Source organism: Promicromonospora sp. Marseille-Q5078 (genome assembly GCF_050315395.1).
In the GTDB taxonomy this organism is placed as follows: Bacteria; Actinomycetota; Actinomycetes; order Actinomycetales; family Cellulomonadaceae; genus Isoptericola.
Map to the genome: position 1 here is coordinate 2,202,810 of NZ_JBNPQG010000001.1, position 21,015 is coordinate 2,223,824.

The 21,015-nt window shown below is 73.4% G+C and carries 13 protein-coding genes and 1 tRNA gene; 11 read left to right on the forward strand and 3 right to left on the reverse strand.

Going from position 1 to position 21,015, the window contains the following annotated elements:
• Nucleotides 1-22 precede the first annotated feature (22 nt).
• From trpA to ACQFYA_RS10230, 8 genes are all read left to right on the forward strand, one after another.
• A complete protein-coding gene (gene trpA / locus ACQFYA_RS10195; RefSeq protein ID WP_499127495.1) occupies nucleotides 23-856 on the forward strand; it encodes a tryptophan synthase subunit alpha in 834 nt (277 codons plus the stop codon).
• Entirely contained in the window at nucleotides 853-1,911 is a 1,059-nt protein-coding gene (lgt, locus tag ACQFYA_RS10200) for a prolipoprotein diacylglyceryl transferase (RefSeq protein ID WP_499123684.1), read from the forward strand. Before trpA ends, lgt begins: the two co-directional genes overlap by 4 nt.
• A gap of 119 nt (nucleotides 1,912-2,030) precedes the next feature.
• On the forward strand, nucleotides 2,031-6,599 hold the full coding sequence (gene gltB, locus ACQFYA_RS10205; protein WP_499123685.1) for a glutamate synthase large subunit: 4,569 nt from the start codon (nucleotides 2,031-2,033) through the stop codon (nucleotides 6,597-6,599).
• Nucleotides 6,592-8,058: a glutamate synthase subunit beta gene (locus ACQFYA_RS10210; protein WP_499123686.1), complete on the forward strand. Its 1,467-nt coding sequence runs from the start codon at nucleotides 6,592-6,594 to the stop codon at nucleotides 8,056-8,058. The genes gltB and ACQFYA_RS10210 overlap by 8 nt, the downstream gene beginning before the upstream one ends.
• 94 nt (nucleotides 8,059-8,152) lie before the next feature.
• The gene (gene pyk / locus ACQFYA_RS10215; protein ID WP_499123688.1) at nucleotides 8,153-9,577 is read left to right on the forward strand and encodes a pyruvate kinase; all 1,425 of its coding nucleotides are present in this window, start codon (nucleotides 8,153-8,155) and stop codon (nucleotides 9,575-9,577) included.
• 571 nt (nucleotides 9,578-10,148) lie between these two features.
• A complete protein-coding gene (locus ACQFYA_RS10220) occupies nucleotides 10,149-11,807 on the forward strand; it encodes a glycosyltransferase (RefSeq protein WP_499123690.1) in 1,659 nt (552 codons plus the stop codon).
• Nucleotides 11,800-13,515, forward strand: coding sequence for a glycoside hydrolase family 26 protein (locus tag ACQFYA_RS10225; protein ID WP_499123692.1), 1,716 nt, complete (start codon nucleotides 11,800-11,802; stop codon nucleotides 13,513-13,515). Before ACQFYA_RS10220 ends, ACQFYA_RS10225 begins: the two co-directional genes overlap by 8 nt.
• Nucleotides 13,516-13,620: 105 nt before the next feature.
• Nucleotides 13,621-15,024, forward strand: a complete 1,404-nt coding sequence (locus ACQFYA_RS10230) for a UDP-glucose dehydrogenase family protein (protein WP_499123693.1) — start codon at nucleotides 13,621-13,623, stop codon at nucleotides 15,022-15,024.
• 12 nt (nucleotides 15,025-15,036) lie between these two features.
• Here the strand turns inward: ACQFYA_RS10230 and ACQFYA_RS10235 are convergent.
• Nucleotides 15,037-15,110, reverse strand: a tRNA-Leu gene (locus ACQFYA_RS10235).
• Between the two features lie 213 nt (nucleotides 15,111-15,323).
• Between ACQFYA_RS10235 and ACQFYA_RS10240 the strand changes: the two genes are divergently transcribed.
• Together ACQFYA_RS10240 and ACQFYA_RS10245 are read left to right on the forward strand one after the other, a co-directional pair.
• Nucleotides 15,324-15,941 carry an ANTAR domain-containing response regulator gene (locus ACQFYA_RS10240; protein ID WP_499127496.1) on the forward strand — a complete coding sequence of 206 codons (618 nt, stop codon included), beginning with the start codon at nucleotides 15,324-15,326 and terminating at the stop codon, nucleotides 15,939-15,941.
• Between the two features lie 228 nt (nucleotides 15,942-16,169).
• Nucleotides 16,170-16,937: a GNAT family N-acetyltransferase gene (locus tag ACQFYA_RS10245; protein WP_499123694.1), complete on the forward strand. Its 768-nt coding sequence runs from the start codon at nucleotides 16,170-16,172 to the stop codon at nucleotides 16,935-16,937.
• A gap of 35 nt (nucleotides 16,938-16,972) precedes the next feature.
• Here ACQFYA_RS10245 and ACQFYA_RS10250 read toward each other — a convergent pair whose 3' ends face one another.
• A complete protein-coding gene (locus ACQFYA_RS10250) occupies nucleotides 16,973-17,407 on the reverse strand; it encodes a hotdog fold thioesterase (RefSeq protein ID WP_499123695.1) in 435 nt (144 codons plus the stop codon).
• Here ACQFYA_RS10250 and polA point away from each other — a divergent pair.
• Nucleotides 17,406-20,150: a DNA polymerase I gene (gene polA / locus ACQFYA_RS10255; protein WP_499123697.1), complete on the forward strand. Its 2,745-nt coding sequence runs from the start codon at nucleotides 17,406-17,408 to the stop codon at nucleotides 20,148-20,150. The two genes, ACQFYA_RS10250 and polA, sit on opposite strands and share 2 nt — an antisense overlap.
• A 22-nt stretch (nucleotides 20,151-20,172) precedes the next feature.
• Here the strand turns inward: polA and ACQFYA_RS10260 are convergent, their stop codons facing one another.
• Nucleotides 20,173-20,994, reverse strand: a complete 822-nt coding sequence (locus ACQFYA_RS10260; protein ID WP_499123699.1) for a class I SAM-dependent methyltransferase — start codon at nucleotides 20,992-20,994, stop codon at nucleotides 20,173-20,175.
• Between the last annotated feature and the right edge of the window lie 21 nt (nucleotides 20,995-21,015).

Genomic DNA, 21,015 nt, shown 5'->3' on the forward strand with positions numbered 1-21,015 from the left:
GACCCACTCCTCGCCCACGGGCATGTCGACCACGGCCGCGCGGCTGGACGCGCTGCGCGCCGAGGGCCGTGCCGCGCTCGTCGGGTACCTGCCGGTCGGCTACCCGGACGTCGAGCGCTCCGTCGAGGCCGTCCTCGCGATGGTCGACGCCGGCGTGGACGTCGTCGAGATCGGCGTGCCCTACACCGACCCCGTCATGGACGGTCCGGTGATCCAGCGGGCCGCCGAGGCGGCACTGGCCGGGGGCGCGCGGGTCCGCGACGTGCTGCGCGTCGTCGAGGCCGTCGCCGACCGCTCCGGCGGCCGTGTGCCCGCCCTCGTGATGACGTACTGGAACCCTGTCCTGCGGTACGGCGTGGACGCGTTCGCGCGCGACCTCGCCGGGGCGGGCGCCGCCGGCCTCATCACCCCCGACCTCATCCCCGACGAGGGGGCCGACTGGATCGCGGCGTCCGACGCCCACGGGCTCGACCGGGTGTTCCTGGTCGCCCCGAGCTCCACGCCCGAGCGGCTGGCCCTCACGGCCCGCGCGTCGCGCGGCTTCGTGTACGCGGCCTCGACGATGGGCGTCACCGGCGCCCGTGCGCAGGTGGGCGAGCGCGCCGAGCAGCTGGTCGCCGACACGCGAGCAGCCGGCGCCGAGCATGTCTGCGTGGGCCTCGGCGTCTCGACGGGCGACCAGGCCGCCGAGGTCGGCCGGTTCGCCGACGGCGTCATCGTCGGCTCGGCCCTCGTACGGCCCCTGCTCGCCGACCGGCCGTGGCCGGAGCGGCTCGACGCCCTGCGGTCGACGGTCGCGGAGCTCGCCGGCGGCGTCCGCCGTTCCCGCCGGACCACCCCGGAGGAGATCTCGTGACCGGGACGATCCTGACCACCGTGCAGGCCGCGATCCCCAGCCCGTCGCAGCACACGTGGTACCTCGGCCCCGTGCCGCTGCGTGCCTATGCGCTCGCGATCCTCGCCGGCATCGCCGCCGCGATCTGGATCACGACCAAACGCTGGGTGGCCCGCGGCGGCGTGGCGGACGACGTCCTCGACATCGCGTTCTGGGCGGTACCGTTCGGCATCGTCGGCGGCCGCCTCTACCACGTGATCAGCACCCCCGAGCCGTACTGGGGCGAGGGCGGGGACCCCGTGCGCGCCCTCTACGTCTGGGAAGGCGGCCTGGGCATCTGGGGCGCGGTGGCGCTCGGCGCCGTCGGCGCCTGGATCGGCTGCCGCCGCAAGGGCGTGCGCCTGAGCTCGTTCGCCGACGCCCTCGCGCCCGGCCTCCTCGTGGCCCAGGCGATCGGCCGGCTCGGCAACTGGTTCAACCAGGAGCTCTTCGGCGCGCCCACCACCCTGCCCTGGGGCCTGGAGGTCTCCCCGGAGGTCATCCAGCAGCTCAACGCGCAGACGGGCACGTCGTTCGCGGCGGGCACGCTGTTCCACCCGACGTTCCTGTACGAGCTGCTGTGGAACCTCGGCGCCGCCGCGGTTCTGGTCTGGCTCGACCGCCGGTACAGGCTCGGTCATGGGCGGGTATTCTGGGCCTACGTCGCGCTCTACACTCTCGGCAGGGTGTGGATCGAGATGCTCCGCATCGACACCGCCGAGCACGTGCTCGGGCTGCGTCTGAACGTGTGGACGTCGATCGTCGTGGGCCTCGGTGCCCTCGTCGCCTTCTACGTCATCGGTCGGCGCTACCCGGAGCGTGAGGACGGGGTCGAGCTGCCCGGCCGCACGCGCGCCGTACCGGCCGGGACGGACGACGACCAGCACGACACCGAGCTTGACACCACGAGCACCGCGCACGCCGGGGCCGCCGCAGGCGCCCCCGGCCGGGACGACGGCCGCGACAGCGGCACCGACCCGAACCGTGCGGACGCGGACGTCGCCGGGCCCGACCCGGGGCCGGCCGACCGCGCCTGAGGGGGTTCCGACCGGGGCAGACCCGGGCGGACCACCTGATGTTTCCGACGGGCCGACGACGTCCCGACCACCCATGAGCATGACGCGCCCGCGTGCGGGCGTGCAGGAGGACGGTGTTGATGACCACGCCGCAGCATCGAGTCGCGCGGCCCTCGGCCCAGGGCCTCTACGACCCCGCGGCCGAGCACGACGCGTGCGGTGTCGCGTTCGTCGCGACCCTGCGAGGGACGCCCGGCCGCGACATCGTGGATGCGGGCCTGACGGCCCTGCTGAACCTCGACCACCGCGGAGCGGTGGGCGCCGAGGAGAACAGCGGAGACGGGGCCGGGATCCTCACGCAGATCCCGGACGCCTTCGTCCGCGACGTGGTGGCCGCCGAGCTGCCGCCCGCCGGGCACTACGCGATCGGGATGGCGTTCCTGCCGCAGGACGTCGCGGGGGCCGACGCGCTCGCGCGCCGCTTCGAGGCGATCGCCGCGGAGGAGAAGCTCGACGTCCTCGCGTGGCGCGACGTGCCCGTGACGGCCGACCTGGTCGGCCCGACGGCGCGCGCGTCCATGCCCCTGTTCCGGCAGGTCGTCGTCGCGGACCCGTCGCGCGAGCTGTCGGGCCTCGAGCTCGACCGCCGCACGTACCGCCTGCGCAAGCGGGCGCAGCACGAGCTGGACCTGTTCCTCGCGTCGCTGTCGAGCCGCACCCTGACGTACAAGGGCATGCTCACCACGGCACAGCTCGAGCCGTTCTTCCCCGACCTGTCCGACCCGCGGTACGCCTCGGAGATCGCGCTGGTCCACTCGCGCTTCTCGACGAACACGTTCCCGTCGTGGCCGCTGGCGCAGCCGTTCCGCCTCGTGGCGCACAACGGCGAGATCAACACCGTGCGCGGCAACCGCAACTGGATGGCCGCCCGCGAGGGCACCCTGGCGAGCGAGGAGCTCGGCGACCTCGCCCCGCTCCTGCCGGTGTGCACCGAGGGTTCCAGCGACTCCGCGAGCCTCGACGAGGTGCTCGAGCTGCTGCACCTGGGCGGGCGCTCCCTGCCCCACGCGGTGCTGATGATGCTGCCCGAGGCGTGGGAGAACCACGCCGAGATGGACCCCGCCCGCCGGGCGTTCTACCAGTACCACGCCAACCTCATCGAGCCGTGGGACGGGCCCGCCTGCCTCACGTTCACCGACGGCACGCTGATCGGCGCCGTCCTCGACCGCAACGGGCTGCGCCCCGGTCGCTACTGGGTCACCGAGGACGGGCTGGTCGTGCTGGCCTCGGAGGCCGGCGTCCTGGACCTCGACCCCGCGACGATCGTGCGCAAGGGCCGCCTCGAGCCGGGCCGGATGTTCCTGGTCGACACCGCCCAGGGCCGGATCGTGGAGGACGACGAGCTCAAGTCGCAGCTCGCCGCCCAGCGCCCGTACGCCCGCTGGATCGAGGAGAACTCGATCTCGCTCGAGTCGCTGCCCGAGCGCGAGCACGTGGCGCACAGCCCGGCCTCCGTGCAGCGGCGCCAGCGCGCCTTCGGCTACACGTCGGAGGAGCTCAAGATCATCCTGACGCCGATGGCGAACCAGGGGGCCGAGCCCCTCGGCGCGATGGGCTCGGACACGCCGGTGGCCGTGCTCTCCAGCCGGCCGCGGCTGCTGTTCGACTACTTCACGCAGATGTTCGCGCAGGTGACGAACCCGCCGCTGGACGCCATCCGCGAGGAGCTCGTCACCTCGATCGGCGGCGCCATCGGCCCCGAGCCGAACCTGCTGTCGGACGACGCGGGCCACGCGCGCAAGCTCGTGCTGCCGTTCCCGGTGCTCGACAACGACGAGCTGGCGAAGATCGTCCGCATCGACCGCGACGAGCGGCTCGAGGGCGAGTTCCGGGCGCACATGGTGCGCGGCCTGTACGAGGTCTCGGGCGGCGGCCGTGCGCTGCAGGCGCGCCTGGAGGAGATCTTCGCGGAGGTCGACGCCGAGATCGAGGCCGGGGCCACGCACATCGTGCTGTCGGACCGCGACTCGGACTCCGAGCTCGCCCCGATCCCGTCCCTGCTGCTCACCAGCGCCGTGCACCACCACCTGCTGCGCCGGCACACCCGCACGCAGATCTCGCTGGTCGTCGAGGCCGGCGACGTGCGCGAGGTGCACCACGTGGCGCTCCTCGTCGGCTACGGCGCGGCGGCCATCAACCCGTACCTCGCCATGGAGACGGTCGAGGACCTCGCGCTGCGCGGCTACCTCGACGTCAGCCCCGAGAAGTCCGTCGCGAACCTCATCAAGGCGCTCGGCAAGGGCGTGCTCAAGGTGATGAGCAAGATGGGCATCTCGACGATCATGTCGTACCGCGGTGCGCAGATCTTCGAGGCCGTCGGGCTCTCGCACGAGCTGGTCGACGACTACTTCACCGGGACGACGAGCCGGCTCGCGGGCATCGGCCTCGACGTCATCGCGGCCGAGGTCGCGGCGCGGCACGCGGAGGCGTACCCGGCGTCGGGCAACCACAAGCCGCACCAGCGGCTCACGAGCGGCGGCGAGTACCAGTGGCGCCGGGACGGCGAGGAGCACCTCTTCGACCCCGAGACCGTCTTCCGCCTGCAGCACGCGACCCGCACGGGCCGGATGGACATCTTCCGGCAGTACACGCGCCGCGTGGACGAGCAGTCCCGCCGCCTGATGACGCTGCGCGGCCTGCTGCGCTTCACGCCCGACCGTGAGCCGGTGCCGATCGACGAGGTCGAGCCGGTCAGCGAGATCGTCAAGCGGTTCAACACCGGCGCGATGTCCTACGGGTCCATCTCGGCGGAGGCGCACGAGACGCTGGCGATCGCCATGAACCGCCTCGGCGGCCGGTCGAACACCGGCGAGGGCGGCGAGGACCCGGAGCGCCTGTACGACCCCGAGCGCCGCTCGCGGGTCAAGCAGATCGCGTCCGGCCGCTTCGGCGTGACGAGCGAGTACCTCACCAACGCGGACGACATCCAGATCAAGCTCGCCCAGGGCGCCAAGCCTGGCGAGGGCGGTCAGCTGCCCGGCCCCAAGGTCTACCCGTGGGTCGCGCGGACCCGGCACTCGACCCCCGGCGTCGGCCTGATCTCGCCGCCGCCGCACCACGACATCTACTCGATCGAGGACCTGGCGCAGCTCATCCACGACGCCAAGAACGCCAACCCGTCGGCACGCGTGCACGTCAAGCTCGTCTCCGAGTTCGGCGTGGGCACCGTGGCCACGGGCGTCTCCAAGGCGCACGCGGACGTCGTCCTCATCTCGGGCCACGACGGCGGCACGGGCGCGAGCCCGCTGACGTCGCTCAAGCACGCGGGCACACCGTGGGAGATCGGCCTGGCCGAGACCCAGCAGACCCTCGTGCTCAACAACCTGCGCGACCGGATCGTCGTGCAGGTCGACGGCCAGATGAAGACCGGTCGCGACGTCGTGGTGGCCGCGCTGCTGGGCGCCGAGGAGTTCGGCTTCGCGACGGCGCCGATGGTGGTCTCGGGCTGCGTCATGATGCGCGTGTGCCACCTGGACACCTGCCCGGTGGGCGTCGCGACGCAGAACCCCGAGCTGCGGCGCCGGTTCACGGGCAAGCCGGAGTTCGTCGTGAACTTCTTCGAGTTCATCGCGCAGGAGGTGCGTGAGCACCTGGCGTCGCTCGGCTTCCGGTCGGTCGAGGAGGCCGTCGGGCACGTCGACGCGCTCGACACCCGCAAGGCGGTCGACCACTGGAAGGCGCAGGGGCTGAACCTGGCCCCGGTGCTGGCCGCGACCGAGCCCGCCCCGGGCTCGACGCTGCACCAGGTGACGACCCAGGACCACGGCCTGGCCAAGGCGCTCGACAACCAGCTCATCGAGAAGGCGCGCCCCGCGCTCGAGGACGCGCTCCCCGTGCGGATCGAGCTGCCGGTGCGCAACGTCAACCGCACGGTCGGCACGATGCTCGGCCACGAGGTGACCAAGCGGTACCGCGCCGCGGGCCTGCCGGACGACACGATCGACGTGACCCTGACGGGGTCCGCCGGCCAGTCGCTCGGCGCGTTCCTGCCCCGCGGCGTCACGCTGCGGCTGTACGGCGACGCCAACGACTACGTCGGCAAGGGGCTGTCGGGCGGACGGATCGTCGTGCGCCCCGACCGCTCGGCGGTGCTCGAGGGCGCCGCGAACGTGGTGGCGGGCAACGTCATCGGCTACGGCGCGACGTCGGGCGAGGTGCTGCTGCGCGGCCGGGTGGGCGAGCGCTTCGGCGTGCGCAACTCCGGCGCGACCCTGGTCGTGGAGGGCGTGGGTGACCACGGCTGCGAGTACATGACCGGCGGCACGGTGCTGGTCCTCGGCCCCACGGGCCGCAACTTCGGCGCCGGCATGTCCGGCGGTGTCGCGTACGTGCTGAACCTGCGCGACGCCGCGATGAACACCCAGGCCGTGGCGAGCGGCGAGCTCCAGGTGGGCCCGCTGGACGACGAGGACTGGGACCGCGTGCGCGGCCTGCTGGAGCAGCACCAGGAGGAGACCGGCTCGCCCGTCGCGGCCGAGCTCCTCGAGGAGGACGGGGCCCGGGCGCGCTTCTCGCGCGTCGTGCCGGCCGGCTGGGCGCGCGTGCGCGCTGCGCTGGCCGACGCCGAGGCCGCCGGGAAGACGCTGGGCGAGGGCGACGACTTCGACCCGGCGATGTGGGAGCAGATCATGGAGGTGGCGCGTGGCTGACCCCCGCGGATTCCTGAAGGTGCGGGAGCGCGAGCTCCCGCCGAACCGCCCGGTCGAGGTGCGGCTGCGTGACTGGAAGGACACGCACGCGCACCGCGAGGACGGGCAGCCGTTCCTCAAGGAGCAGGCGGGCCGCTGCATGGACTGCGGCATCCCGTTCTGCCACCAGGGCTGCCCGCTGGGCAACCTCATCCCGGAGTGGAACGACCTGGTGTGGCGCGACCAGTGGGCCGACGCCATCGAGCGGCTGCACGCGACCAACAACTTCCCGGAGTTCACCGGTCGCGTCTGCCCGGCGCCCTGCGAGACGAGCTGCGTGCTGGGCATCAACCAGCCCGCGGTGACGATCAAGAACGTCGAGGTCTCGATCATCGACGAGGCGTTCGCCCGCGGCCTCGTGACGCCGCAGGTGCCGCAGCGACTCACGGGGTCCACCGTGGCCGTCGTGGGCTCCGGCCCCGCGGGCCTGGCGGCCGCCCAGCAGCTGACCCGGGCCGGCCACACCGTCGTCGTGTACGAGCGCGACGACGCGATCGGCGGCCTGCTGCGCTACGGCATCCCCGACTTCAAGCTGGAGAAGCTCCACATCGAGCGTCGGCTCGAGCAGATGGAGGCCGAGGGCACCCGCTTCCGCGCGGGCGTCGCCATCGGCCGCGACATCACGTGGGACGCGCTGCGCCGCCGGTTCGACGCCGTCGTGGTGGCCACCGGTGCCACGGTGCCCCGCGACCTGGGCCTGCCCGGCCGGGACCTGGCGGGCATCCACTTCGCGATGGACTTCCTGACCCCGGCGAACAAGGCGGCGGCGGGCAGCCCCGTCGAGGGAGCCCCGTCGGCCGAGGGCAAGCACGTCGTCATCATCGGCGGCGGCGACACCGGGTCGGACTGCCTCGGCACGTCCCTGCGGCAGGGCGCGGCGAGCGTGACCACGCTGGCGATCGGCCGGAAGCCGTCGCTCGAGCGCCCGGCGAGCCAGCCGTGGCCGACGGACCCGATCCTGTTCGAGGTCTCGTCGTCGCACGAGGAGGGCGGGGAGCGCAGCTACCTGGCCTCGACGGTAGAGTTCGTGGGGGACGCGGACGGCAACGTCCGCGCCTTGCGGATCGCCGAGACGGAATACCTGCCCGACGGCCGCCGGGTGCCCCAGCAGGGCACCGAGCGCGAGATCCCCGCGGACCTGGTCCTGATCGCCATGGGGTTCACCGGTCCGGAGACCGACGAGCTGGTGACGCAGACCGGCACCGAGCTCACCACCCGTGGGCTCGTCCGGCGCGGCGACGACTACGCCACCAGCCTGCCCGGCGTCTATGCGACGGGCGACGCGGGCCGGGGGCAGTCGCTCATCGTGTGGGCGATCGCCGAGGGCCGTGCGACCGCGGCCGCGGTCGACGCCTACCTGCAGGGCAGCAGCGAGCTGCCCGCGCCGGTGGGACCGCGGACGGTCGCGCTGCGAGGATAAGCACGACAAGGATGAAGCAGTACCCGGGCGCCCTACCGGCGCCCGGTGCCGGCCCCGGCTCGCGTCGGGGCCGATCGACGACGAGGCTGGAGACATGCGCAGAGCGAAGATCGTGTGCACCATCGGACCCGCGACCGCGTCCCCGACCAAGCTCCGTGAGCTGGTCGACGCGGGCATGGACGTGGCCCGGATCAACCGGAGCCACGGGGAGCAGGCGGAGCACGAGGCCGTGTACCACGGTGTACGGGCGGCGGCGAAGGAGTCCGGCCGTAACGTCGCTGTCCTCGTCGACCTCCAGGGCCCCAAGATCCGGCTCGGCCGGTTCGCGGGCGACGTGAAGCACCACCTGAACGAGGGCGACACCTTCACGATCACCACGGAGGACGTGGAGGGCACCAAGGAGCTCGTCTCGACGACCCACAAGGGTCTGGCGGGCGACGCCCGCGTCGGCGACCCGCTCCTCATCGACGACGGCAAGGTGCGCGTGCGCGTCATCGCCGTCGAGGGCCCGCGCGTCGTCACGACCGTCGAGGTCGCCGGCCCGGTCTCGAACAACAAGGGCATCAACCTCCCCGGCGTCGCGGTCTCCGTGCCGGCGCTGTCGGAGAAGGACACCGACGACCTGCGCTGGGCGCTGCGCATGGGCGCGGACATCATCGCGCTGTCGTTCGTGCGGTCCGCCAAGGACTACGACGACGTCGCCGCGATCATGGCGGAGGAGGGCCGCACGGTCCCCGTCGTCGCCAAGATCGAGAAGCCGCAGGCCGTGGAGAACCTGGAGGAGGTCGTCGCGGCCTTCGACGGCTTCATGGTGGCCCGGGGCGACCTCGCCGTGGAGATGCCGCTGGAGCAGGTGCCGCTGGTGCAGAAGCGCATCGTGGAGCTCGCCCGCCGCAACGCGAAGCCCGTGATCGTCGCCACGCAGGTGCTGGAGTCGATGACCACCAGCCCGACGCCGACGCGCGCCGAGGCCTCCGACTGCGCCAACGCGGTGCTCGACGGCGCGGACGCGGTCATGCTCTCGGGCGAGACGAGCGTCGGCGACTACCCGATCATCACGGTCCAGACGATGGCCCGGATCATCGAGGCCACGGAGGAGATGGGCCGCGAGCGCATCGCGCCGCTGGGTTCCACCCCGCACACCCGCGGCGGCATCATCACCCGCGCCGCGGCGGAGATCGGCGACTCGCTCGGCGTCAAGTACCTGGTGACGTTCACGCAGTCCGGCGACTCGGCGAAGCGCATGTCCCGCCTGCGCTCCGGCATCCCGCTGCTCGCGTTCACGCCGGAGGAGAGCGTGCGCAGCGTGCTCGCGCTCACCTGGGGCACCTCGAGCTACCAGGTGCCGAAGGTCGACAGCGTCGACGCGATGGTCGGCCAGGTCGACTCCACCCTGCGCGCCAACGGGCTCGCGGAGCCCGGCGACCGCGTCGTGATCGTCTCGGGTGCCCCGGTGGGCGTGCCCGGCACGACGAACTCGATCCTCGTGCACCAGGTCGGCAGCCACAGCGACGTGTGACCGCGGTCGGCCGGGTCCTCGGGACCCGGCCGCGCGCGATGTCCGTGACGAAGGGCCCCGTACCGCTCCGGCGGTGCGGGGCCCTTCGTCGTGCCCGGGCCGGGCGTCCGCCCGGGGGACGTTTCGTCCGTGTGCCGCCGGCCGGCCCTCCACGTTGCGGTCGTGTGAAGCGTCCAGGATCTGGACCCCGACCCGCGCAGGCGCCACGGCCGTCGTGACCGGTTCGTGACCTGCGCCGTCGCCGCTCCGTGGGCCGCGGCGCCCCGCCGGGAGCCGATGAACAGCACGTGAAAAGTTCATCCTTGACCTGCGCCTTCGCCTGTGCCACGCATAGCGTCGGAGTCAGCACTTACCGGTGCTCGACAGGCCGCGGGGGGAGCAGGACCCGCTCCGCGGCACCGACCCGGACCGCCTGGTCCGGCGAGCATGACGGTCGCCAGGGGGCAGCGCCCCCGGGTCCCTCCGCGGGGGCCGCGCGACGGTCTGGACGGCCCCGAGGGGGCCCATCGCGAGACCCGACGACGCGTCGCCCGCACCGTCGTGTGCGAGCGACCCTGGCGGAAGGTGCCCGATGTTCATCTTCATCCTGCAGGTCCGGCACATGCTCGACGAGCACGCGGAGTTCTACCTCTTCGCGGCCTTCTCTGCCACGGTGTGGGCGATCTGGCTGCTCAAGGTGGTGCTGTCCCGCCGCTACGAGACCTTCACCGGCGAGTTCACCGGCACGGCGAGCGTGATCGTCCCCGTGGTCGACGAGCCCGAGGACCTCTTCCGCGACGTCCTGCGCCGCATCGTCGCCCAGGGCCCGCACGAGACGATCGTGGTCATCAACGGGGCCCGCAACGAGGCGCTGGAGCGGATCTGCGACGACCTCGCGCCGGCCGTGCGGTGGCTGCACACGCCGATCCCCGGCAAGCGCAACGCCGTGAAGGTCGGGACGGAGGCGTCGACGGGGGAGATCACGGTGCTGGTCGACTCCGACACGATCTGGACCGACGGCACGCTGGTCGAGCTGCTCCGCCCGTTCGCCGAGGAGAGCGTCGGGGGCGTCACCACCCGGCAGCGGATCCTGGAGCCGGAGCGCAGCTGGATCACGCGCTGGGCGGACTGGCTCGAGAACTCGCGCGGGCTGTACTCGATGCCCGCCCAGTCCGTGGTCGGCCAGGTCGGGTGCCTGCCCGGTCGCACCATCGCCTTCCGGCGGAACATCCTGGTGCGGGTCATGGAGAAGTTCATGACCGAGAAGTTCCTGGGCGTGTTCCTGGAGGTCTCCGACGACCGGACGCTGACGAACCTGACCCTCAAGGAGGGCTACCGCACCGTCTACCAGTTCTCGTCCCTGGTCTACACGGACGCTCCGCTGCAGGTGCGGAAGCTCTACAAGCAGCAGCTGCGCTGGGCGCGCGGCAGCCAGTACAACACCCTGCGGATGCTGCCGTGGATGCTGATGCACGCCCCGGTGCTGGCGGTCTTCTTCGTCGTGGACATCCTGCTGCCGTTCATGCTCCTCGGCACGATCGTCGGCTGGGTCTACCGGGCGGCGAGCGGCACGGGGGTGAACCTCTACCAGGCGATCCTGCAGGAGGCGGTGGGCAACAGCGGCTGGATCCTCGTCATCGGGCTGATGGTCGTCTCGTCCGTGCTGTCGATGGCCTTCCGGCAGCTCCGGCACCTCCGGGAGAAGCCGTCGGACTTCTTCCGCCTGCCGGTGTTCATCATCGTCTCGTCCCTCTTCCTCATGCCGGTGCGCTTCCTCGGTTTCGTGCGGATGGCGCACGTGGCGGGGTGGGGGACTCGCGCGGGCGCCTACGACCGCACGACCGACCAGCTCATGGCCGAGCTCGACGACCTGCAGGACGCGACCGCCCCGGTCGACGTGGTCGACCGGGGCGGGCAGCCCGCCGGAGGCGAGGTCGCGGGCCAGGTCGCGGGCCAGGCTGCCGGCCAGGCTGCCGGCCAGGCTGCCGGCCAGGCTGCGGGCCAGGTCGCGGACGACGCGGCGGGGCGCTCGCTCGCCGACGAGGTGTTCGGGCCACGACCTGCGGGGGAGCCGTCCGCCGCGCCCGCGTCGGAACCGGTGGCGGGCACCGCGGTGGAACTCCGGGCCGAAGCCCCCGCGCCCACGACCCGCCGGCGCGCCACGACGGTCCGCACGCGCAACCCCCTCGTCCTCGTCCCGTACGGCATCGCCGTCGTGATCCTCGGTCTGGAGGCGCTCCTGTATGTCTGACAAGATCACGTCCGTCCTGCGCGCCACGTCGTGGCGGGCGCGCGTCGCCGCCGGCGTGCTGGTCCTCGCGCTCCTCGCCGTGTCGGCCTTCGTGTGGGCCACCCCGCGGATCGACGTCGGCGACGACGCGCCGTCGGCCGAGGACCTGCAGGCCCGCGTCGACGCCCTGGAACAGGACCTGGCCTCCGCCGAGGAACAGGCCGAGAGATACCGCATCGAGGCCAAGGCCGCCGGCGAGCGCGAGCAGGGCATGGTCTCCGGCCAGGAGAAGGCCGCGGCGGAGCGGGCGGAGGCCGAGGCGAAGCGACTGGCCAGGAAGAAGGCCGCCGACAAGGCCGCCGCCGCGAAGCTGGTCGAGGCGCAGTCGCGGGCGGGCAGGGCGGAGGCGCGGGCCGCCGAGGCCGCCGCGGCCGGCGGCTCCGGGAGCGACTCGTGGTCCGCGAGCAGGGCGGGCGGCGGCACGGGCGACGACAGCGACGGCGGCGGCAGCGGGGGCGGCGGTGACGGCGCGGCCCTGCGGGGCGCGTGGAGCCGGGTCGGCGAGGCCGAGGCGGCCGCGGGGGAGGCCTGGGGCTCGGCCGACCAGGCGTGGGCGCGCGTCGGGGACGCCGAGGCGACCGCGGCGGACCGCACTGCGCAGCTCGCCGAGGCGCGCGCCCGGGAGAAGAAGCTGCAGCAGTCGCTGCAGGGCGCCGGGAGCGGCGGGGAGGAGACGCCGGAGGCGGTCTCCGCACCCACCAAGAAGCAGATCCTCCGCGCCGCGGCCGGCGACGCGCGGTGGTGGGGCATGTACACCACCCAGTCGCCGTGGAACTGGGCGGAGTTCGACAACGTGCAGCAGAAGGTCGGCACCGACCTCGACGCCACCGTCTCGGGCTACTTCCAGGGCTGGGACACCGACTTCCGTCCTGAGGGGGTCGAGCGGTCCTGGCGGCACGGCGAGCTGCCCGTGCTCACGTGGGAGAGCCGCCCGATGGCGGCGGCCAACGACCAGGTGTCGGAGCCCGACTACACGTCCGAGGTCGTCCTCTCCGGCCGCTACGACGACTACCTGGCGAAGTACGCCCGGGACATCACCCGGACGGGGCTTCCCCTGGTGATCCGCCTCAACCACGAGATGAACGGCGACTGGTACCCGTGGTCCGACGGGGTCAACACGAACCAGCGGGGCGACTACGTCAAGGTCTGGCGCCACGTGCACGACATCTTCGAGAAGGCCGGCGCCAACGACCTCGTCATCTGGCTGTGGGCGCCGAACCGCGTGGACAACCTCGCGCCCGACCGTGCGTCGACGGAGTTCCTGCGTACCCAGTACCCCGGCGACGAGTACGTCGACTGGGCCGGCATGTCCGCCTACTGGCGGCCGCCGTTCCGCGAGGACGACGTGCCGACCTTCAGCAGCACCTTCGGCGCGACGCTCGCGGACCTGCGCGACGTCGCGGCGGGCAAGCCGCTGTTCCTGGCCGAGATCGGGGCGAGCGAGATCGGCGGGCAGAAGTCCCGCTGGATCGACCACCTCGCCTGGGCGCTGACCGCGCCGGAGAACGACGACATCGTCGGGTTCTCGTGGTTCAACCTCGCGGTGACCTCCCAGGTGTCCGGCCAGACCGTCACGAACGACTGGCGGATCGACTCGCGCGCGTCGACGTCCTCGGCGTTCGCGGAGCACATGGCGGGGGTCGGCTGGACGGCGCTGCCCCGGCCCTGACCGGGCGGGACAGCCGCGACCGGTCCGCCGCCGGACGCACCGGGCACATCACCAGGCAGCACGCCACCAGGCAGCAACCAGGCAGTACGGACCGGAGGAGCGAACATGACCACCAGCACCGTGTCCCGCCGTGCGGGACAGAGGTCCACACGCCCGGCGGCCGGCGGGCCCGCCGGCCGACGTACCGCGCCGCGGGTCGGCGTCGTAGGCACCGGGTACCTCGGCGCCACGCACGCCGCCGCGATGGCCGAGCTCGGGTTCGAGGTCATGGGCGTGGACGTCGACCCGGCGAAGGTCGACGCGCTCGCCGCGGGCAAGGTCCCGTTCTTCGAGCCGGGCCTGCCCGAGCTGCTGCAGCGGCACACGGAGTCGGGGCGCCTGCGGTTCACGACCGACCTCGCCGAGGCCGCGGCCTGGGCGGACGTGCACTTCGTGTGCGTCGGCACGCCCCAGCGCGCGACCAGCCACGCGGCGGACCTCTCGTACGTCGAGGCGGCGGTGACCGGCATCGCCCGGCACCTGGACCACGACGCGCTCGTCGTCGGCAAGTCCACCGTGCCGGTGGGCACGGCGGCGCGGCTCCGCGAGATGCTGGGGACGCTGGTGCCGGCGGACCGTCGCGTCGAGCTGGTGTGGAACCCGGAGTTCCTGCGCGAGGGCAAGGCGGTCCACGACACGCTGCACCCCGACCGCATCGTGCTCGGCGGCGTGAGCGAGGAGGCCGAGGCGACGCTGCGCCTGCTGTACTCGCGGCCCATCGCCGAGGGGGCGCCCGTGATCGTCGCGGACCTGCCGACGGCGGAGCTGGTCAAGGTCAGCGCCAACGCGTTCCTCGCGACCAAGATCTCCTTCATCAACGCCGTCGCGGCGGTCTGCGACGCGGCGGGCGCGGACGTCACGGTCCTGGCCGACGCGCTCGGGCACGACGGGCGGATCGGCCGGCAGTTCCTGGACGCCGGGCTCGGCTTCGGCGGCGGATGCCTGCCCAAGGACATCCGGGCCCTCATGCACCGGGCGCGCGAGCTGGGGGCGCATCGTGCCGCGTCCCTGATGCAGGAGGTCGACGAGATCAACATGGCGCAGCGCGGCCGCGTCGTCGCGATGGCGGTCGACGCCTGCGGCGGGTCGGTGCTCAACCGCCGCGTCGGGGTGCTCGGCGCGGCGTTCAAGCCCGGGACGGACGACGTCCGGGACTCGCCGGCCCTCAACGTGGCCGCGGCCCTGCACCTGCAGGGCGCGCAGGTGACGGTCTACGACCCCGAGGCGGGGGACACCGGGAGGCGGACCTTCCCGACCCTCGCCTTCGCCACGTCGACCGAGGAGGCCGTGGAGAACACCGACGTCGTTCTCGTGCTGACCGAGTGGGACGCCTTCGCCGACGCGGACCCGGGCCCGCTCGCGCACCTGACGTCGACGCCGCGCGTGATCGACGGCCGCGGCCGGCTCGACCTCGAGCGGTGGCGGACGGCCGGCTGGGAGGCGAACGGGCTCGGCCGGTCTGCCGCCTGAGGGGTGGCAGGGTGCCCCGGGTGGGATTCGAACCCACACTGGATCGGGTTTGAGCCGATTGCCTCTGCCGGTTGGGCTACCGGGGCGCGGGGCTTATCGAACCACACGTGCAGGTCGGGGGCCGAACCGCGGCGTCCGGTCACCGGCCGCGCGTCGACCAGGCCGCCGACCAGGCGTCGCACGTGTCACACCGGGCACGGGACGCGGCGCCCCGCCGTGGCCACTAGGATGAACGGGTGACCGACGAGAAGCCCAACGACGCGAAGCCCGAGGCGACGGTGCCGCTCGACCTGCCGCCCATGATCGACCAGGAGCCGGAGGCTCCCAAGGCGCCGGAGCGACCTGCGCGCCGTGCCATCGTCGTCGAGGACGAGGCCCTCATCCGGATGGACGTCGTCGAGACGCTCCGTGAGGCCGGCTTCGACGTCGTCGGCGAGGCGGGCGACGGCGAGACGGCGGTCCGTCTCGCGACGGAGCTCAAGCCGGACGTCGTGGTGATGGACGTCAAGATGCCCGAGCTGGACGGCATCTCGGCGGCCGAGCGGATCGGCAAGGCGCACGCCGCCCCGGTCGTCCTGCTCACCGCGTTCTCCCAGACGGAGCTCGTCGAGCGGGCGCGGGACGCGGGCGCGATGGCGTACGTCGTCAAGCCGTTCACCCCGGCGGACCTGCTCCCGGCCGTCGAGATCGCGATCTCGCGCTACCAGCAGATCGGGGCGCTCGAGGCGGAGGTCGCCGACCTCACCGAGCGCTTCGAGACCCGCAAGCGCGTGGACCGCGCGAAGGGCCTGCTCATGACCAAGATGGGCCTGAGCGAGCCGGAGTCCTTCCGCTGGATCCAGAAGACGTCGATGGACCGTCGCCTCACGATGCGTGAGGTCGCGGACGCCGTCATCGAGCAGGTCGGCGGGGCCTGACCCGCACATCGGTGGCCCGGCCCCAGGACTCGTCCTGCGGCCGGGCCACCGGCATTGTGCGACAACTCTGCGGCGGCTATGGTCGCCTGGGTGTCGTAACCGATCTGTGATATTCATGCTTCAACGATCGTGAGCCCGGGATCCTCCCGGGCCGGGCCCGTGAGGACAGGTGGGAGGGTTCCCACCGGACCGGGGCCGGGGTTCACGGTCTTCGTCGAGGAGGTGCCGATGCGTGCAACGGTCGAGGTCCGACCGGTCGAGCAGGACGACATGGTCGGCGTCGCGCAGCTCGCGGAGCGCGCGGTCGAGGAGTCGCCGGCGGCCGTGCAGGGGTCGCCCGTCGACGCGTCGCGCCTGCTCGAGCACCTGAGCGTCCTGCTGGGCGCCGGCGGCCAGGTCCTCGTCGCGACCAACGAGGGCGAGGTCTGCGGCTTCGCGGTGCTGCGCGTCATCGACCCGCTGCTGTTCGCGACCACGACGAGCCTCTACGTCGACGCGGTCTTCGTCTCCCCGGCCGCGCGTCGCCGCGGCGTGGGGCACGCGCTCCTCGCGGCGGCCGCCGCCGTGGCGGGGGAGCGCGGCGCGGAGAACGTCTACTGCGCGCCGGCGCCCGGCGCACGGGGCATGCACCGGTTCCTCGCCCGGCTGGGCTTCGCGCCGACCTCCGGCCACCGCGTGGTGGCCACGGCGACGCTGCAGCGCCGCCTCGCCCAGGAGAGCCCCCGCTCGTCCCGCACCGCCGTGCGCGTCGGGCGCCGCGAGGCGACCCGGGCGGCGATCGAGGACCTCGTCGCCCGGCGCCGCCGGGCGCGCGCCGCGGGCCTGCCGACCGGCCCCGTCGACCTGCGCGCCTTCCAGGCGGAGCGGGACGCCGCGCTGCGGGCCGCGGCCGAGCGTGCTGTCGACCGTCCCGGCGACGCCCCCACCGGCGACGGATTCACCGCCCTCGGCGTGGTGCCGCGCCCGGACGCCACGAGCGAGTCCGTCCCCTCCTGATTGATGCCAGGCGCACCCGGCGCCGCTCCGGTCGCTCAGCGACCGTCGAGGATCATGCAGGTCAGCCGCGCGGTGCACACGCGCCGCCCCTCGTCGTCGGTGACGACGATCTCGTAGGAGGCCGTCGTCCGGCCCAGGTGGAGCGCCCGTGCCTCCCCGTGCACCGTCCCCGACCGCACCCCTCGGTGGTGGGTCGCGTTGAGCTCCAGGCCCACGGCGCCGCGTCCCGGCCCGGCGTGCTGCTGCGCCGCGACGGACGCCAGGGTCTCCGCGAGGGACGCCGTCGCCCCGCCGTGCAGCAGCCCCGCGGGCTGGGTGTTGCCCGCGACGGGCATGACGCCGGTGGTGAGGTCCGCGGCCACGCCGGTGAGCGCGATGCCCAGCCGCTCGAGGAGAGTGCCGCGGCCGGCCGCCGACCACTGCTCCAGGGTGCCGGGGAACGTCGAGGCGTCGTCAGGTGTGTCGGCCATGGGCGATAGGTTGGCACCCGTGACGACCTCTGCGCGAACCGAGGGGCGCCCGCGCCTCCTGCTGATCGACGGCCACTCCATGGCGTACCGCGCGTTCTTCGCGCTGCCCGACACCCTGGTGACGTCCAGCGGCCAGGTGACGAACGCCGTCTACGGCTTCACGTCGATGCTGACGAACCTGCTGCGCGACGAGCAGCCCACCCACGCCGCCGTGGCGTTCGACGCCGGTCGCGTGACGTTCCGCACCGAGCGCTTCCCCGAGTACAAGGGCAACCGCGACGCGACGCCCGAGGTGTTCCGCGGCCAGGTCCCGCTCATCAAGGAGGTCCTCGAGGCGCTCCGGATCCCGTCGCTGCAGCGCGAGGGGATCGAGGCCGACGACATCCTGGCCACCCTCGCCCGCGAGGGCGCCGAGGCCGGGCTGGACGTCCTCGTCTGCTCCGGCGACCGCGACTCGCTGCAGCTGGTCACGGAGCACGTGACCGTGCTGTACCCCAAGCGCGGGGTCTCCGAGCTCGCGCGCATGACGCCGGAGGCCGTCGTCGAGAAGTACGGCGTGCCCCCGCAGCAGTACCCGGACCTCGCGGCCCTGGTGGGGGAGACGAGCGACAACCTGCCCGGTGTCGCCGGGGTCGGCCCCAAGACGGCGGCCAAGTGGGTCACCACCTACGGGGGGCTCGAGCCGCTGCTGGAGCACGTCGACGAGCTCAAGGGCAAGGCTGCCGCCAACCTGCGCGACGCGGTCGACCAGGTGCGGCTCAACCGGGAGCTCAACGCGCTCCTCGACCACCTGGAGCTCCCGCTCGCCGTGGAGGAGCTGGCGCTGGCCGGCTTCGACCGGGAGGCCGTGCACCGGGTCTCGGACACGCTGCAGTTCGGCACCCTCCGCGACCGGCTGCTCGCCGCGGACCCGGCGGCCGAGCCCGTCGAGGTCGCGGCGGTGTCCGGCGTCCAGGTGGAGCTCGCGTCGATCGAGACGGGCGGGCTCGGCGCCTGGCTCGCGGACCGGGCGGGGCGCCCCCTGGGGGTGGAGGTCACGGGGACCGCCACGCCGGGGGCCGGCGACGCCTGGGAGGTCGCGGTCGCCGACGGAGGGGCGGACGACGAGGGGTCGGCCGCGGTCGTGGACCTCGCCGACGCCGCGCCGGAGGACGAGCGGGCGCTGGCCGCCTGGCTCGCGGACCCCGAGGCGCCGAAGGTCGTGCACGGCGCCAAGTCGGCGTGGCACGAGCTCGCGGGCCGCGGCCTCGAGCTGCGGGGCGTGGCCTTCGACACCGAGCTCGCCGCCTACCTCTGCTACCCCGACCAGCGCGGGTACGACCTCGCGGACCTCACCGTGCGGCTGCTCGGGCGGGAGCTGTCGGCGGGGGAGTCCGCCGGCGCCGCCGGGCAGGGCGCCCTGGACCTCGCGCTCGATGGCGGGGACGACGACCCGCGGGCGCGGCAGGCGGCGGTCCGGGCCGCAGCCGTGGTCGACCTGGCGCAGGCCCTGACGGGCCAGCTCGACGACCGCGGGGCCGCCGGCCTGCTCGCCGACCTCGAGCTGCCGCTCACCGCGGTCCTGGGGCGGATGGAGGCCACGGGCATCGCGGCCGACGTCGAGTACCTGACGGAGCTCGAGAAGCAGTTCGCCGCGATGGTGGCCGACGCCGCCGCCGACGCCTACGACGTGATCGGGCGGCAGGTGAACCTCGGCAGCCCGAAGCAGCTGCAGGAGGTGCTCTTCGACCAGCTCGGGATGCCCAAGACCAAGAAGATCAAGACGGGCTACACGACCGACGCCGCGTCCCTGCAGGACCTCTACGTCAAGACGGAGCACCCGTTCCTCGAGCACCTGCTGGCGCACCGGGACGCGACCCGCCTGCGCTCCACGGTCGAGGGGCTGCTGAAGTCGGTGGCGCCGGACGGCCGGATCCACACGACCTTCCAGCAGACGATCGCCGCCACGGGCCGGCTGAGCTCCACGGACCCGAACCTCCAGAACATCCCGATCCGCACCGAGGAGGGCCGGCGCATCCGGCGCGCCTTCCGGGTGGGCGAGGGCTACGAGACGCTGCTCACCGCCGACTACAGCCAGATCGAGATGCGCATCATGGCGCACCTGTCCGGCGACGAGGGCCTCATCGAGGCGTTCCGGTCCGGCGAGGACCTGCACCGGTACGTGGGCTCGCGGGTCTTCGAGGTGGCGCCCGAGGACGTCACCGCCGAGATGCGCTCGAAGATCAAGGCCATGAGCTACGGCCTCGCCTACGGGCTGAGCGCCTTCGGCCTGTCGCAGCAGCTCACCATCCCCACCAGCGAGGCGCAGTCGCTGATGGACGACTACTTCACCCGGTTCGGCGGCGTGCGCGACTACCTCACCGGGGTGGTGGAGGAGGCGCGCGCCACGGGGTACACCGCGACGATCCTGGGCCGGCGCCGCTACCTGCCCGATCTCACGAGCGACAACCGCCAGCGCCGTCAGATGGCCGAGCGCATGGCGCTCAACGCGCCGATCCAGGGCAGCGCCGCCGACATCATCAAGGTCGCGATGCTCGGCGTGCAGCGCGAGCTGGACGAGCGCGGCCTCGCCTCGCGTCTGCTCCTGCAGGTGCACGACGAGCTCGTGGTCGAGGTGGCCCCCGGCGAGCGCGAGGCTGCGGAGGACGTGCTGCGCTCGCAGATGGGGTCCGCGGCCTCGCTCGACGTGCCGCTCGACGTCTCGGTGGGCGCCGGACCGACCTGGCACGACGCCGGGCACTGAGGGGCACCGACGGTGCCGCTGCTCAGTCCTTGGTCGTGACGAACACTGCCGTGCCGGGCAGGACGGCGCCCCGCTCGGGGCTCCAGCCACCCCAGGTCGAGGTGTTCCACGCCGGCCACTCGGGCTCGACGACGTCGCGCACGCGCAGCCCGGCGGCGGCGACGTCCCGCACGTGGTCGCCGACCGTGCGGTGGTACTCGGCGTAGAGCACCCCGCCGCGGTCGTCGACCTCGACGTAGGGCCGGCGGTCGAAGTAGGAGCGGTGGGTGGTGAGGCCGTGGGTGCTGGGGTCGTCCGGGAACGCCCACCGCACCGGGTGGGTCACGGAGAACACCCACCGCCCGCCGGGCCGGAGCACCCGCGCCGCCTCGGCGTGCACCCGCCCGGCGTCCGCGACGAAGGGGATCGCCCCGAACGACGTGAACACGACGTCCGCGGAGGCCGACGCGAACGGCAGGCTCCGGGCGTCCGCCTGGACCAGCGGGACGGCGACGCCGGTCGCGACGTTGAGCCGCGCCGCGCCGGCGAGCATCTGCGCCGACACGTCGGTGGCGACGACGCGCGCGCCCCGGGTGCTCAGCCAGCGCGAGCAGTGCGCGGCGCCCGCGCCGACCTCGACGACCCGTGCCCCGTCGACGTCGCCGAGCAGCCCGGCCTCCGCCTCGGTGAGCCCCTCGGGGCCCCAGCGGAAGCCGGCGTCGCCCAGGAACTCGCCGTGCTCGGCGAGGTAGTCGTCGGCGTTCTCGTCCCACCAGCCGCGCGCGGCCGCGCTGCCCGCGGCGTCGGGCACGTCCTCGTAGCCCGCGTGCGAGATCGGCCGCGGGGCGGGAGACTGGTGGCTCACCCGGTCATCGTGGCACGGGCT

Excerpts from the sequence above, each read along its gene's own strand:
- ACQFYA_RS10245 (WP_499123694.1), top strand. The coding sequence starts at position 16,170 with ATGCGTGCAACGGTCGAGGTCCGACCGGTCGAGCAGGACGACATGGTC.
- ACQFYA_RS10240 (WP_499127496.1), top strand. The coding sequence starts at position 15,324 with ATGATCGACCAGGAGCCGGAGGCTCCCAAGGCGCCGGAGCGACCTGCG.
- ACQFYA_RS10225 (WP_499123692.1), top strand. The coding sequence starts at position 11,800 with ATGTCTGACAAGATCACGTCCGTCCTGCGCGCCACGTCGTGGCGGGCG.
- polA (WP_499123697.1), top strand. The coding sequence starts at position 17,406 with ATGGGCGATAGGTTGGCACCCGTGACGACCTCTGCGCGAACCGAGGGG.
- ACQFYA_RS10230 (WP_499123693.1), top strand. The coding sequence starts at position 13,621 with ATGACCACCAGCACCGTGTCCCGCCGTGCGGGACAGAGGTCCACACGC.
- gltB (WP_499123685.1), top strand. The coding sequence starts at position 2,031 with ATGACCACGCCGCAGCATCGAGTCGCGCGGCCCTCGGCCCAGGGCCTC.
- pyk (WP_499123688.1), top strand. The coding sequence starts at position 8,153 with ATGCGCAGAGCGAAGATCGTGTGCACCATCGGACCCGCGACCGCGTCC.
- trpA (WP_499127495.1), top strand. The coding sequence starts at position 23 with ATGTCGACCACGGCCGCGCGGCTGGACGCGCTGCGCGCCGAGGGCCGT.
- ACQFYA_RS10250 (WP_499123695.1), bottom strand. The coding sequence starts at position 17,407 with ATGGCCGACACACCTGACGACGCCTCGACGTTCCCCGGCACCCTGGAG.
- ACQFYA_RS10220 (WP_499123690.1), top strand. The coding sequence starts at position 10,149 with ATGTTCATCTTCATCCTGCAGGTCCGGCACATGCTCGACGAGCACGCG.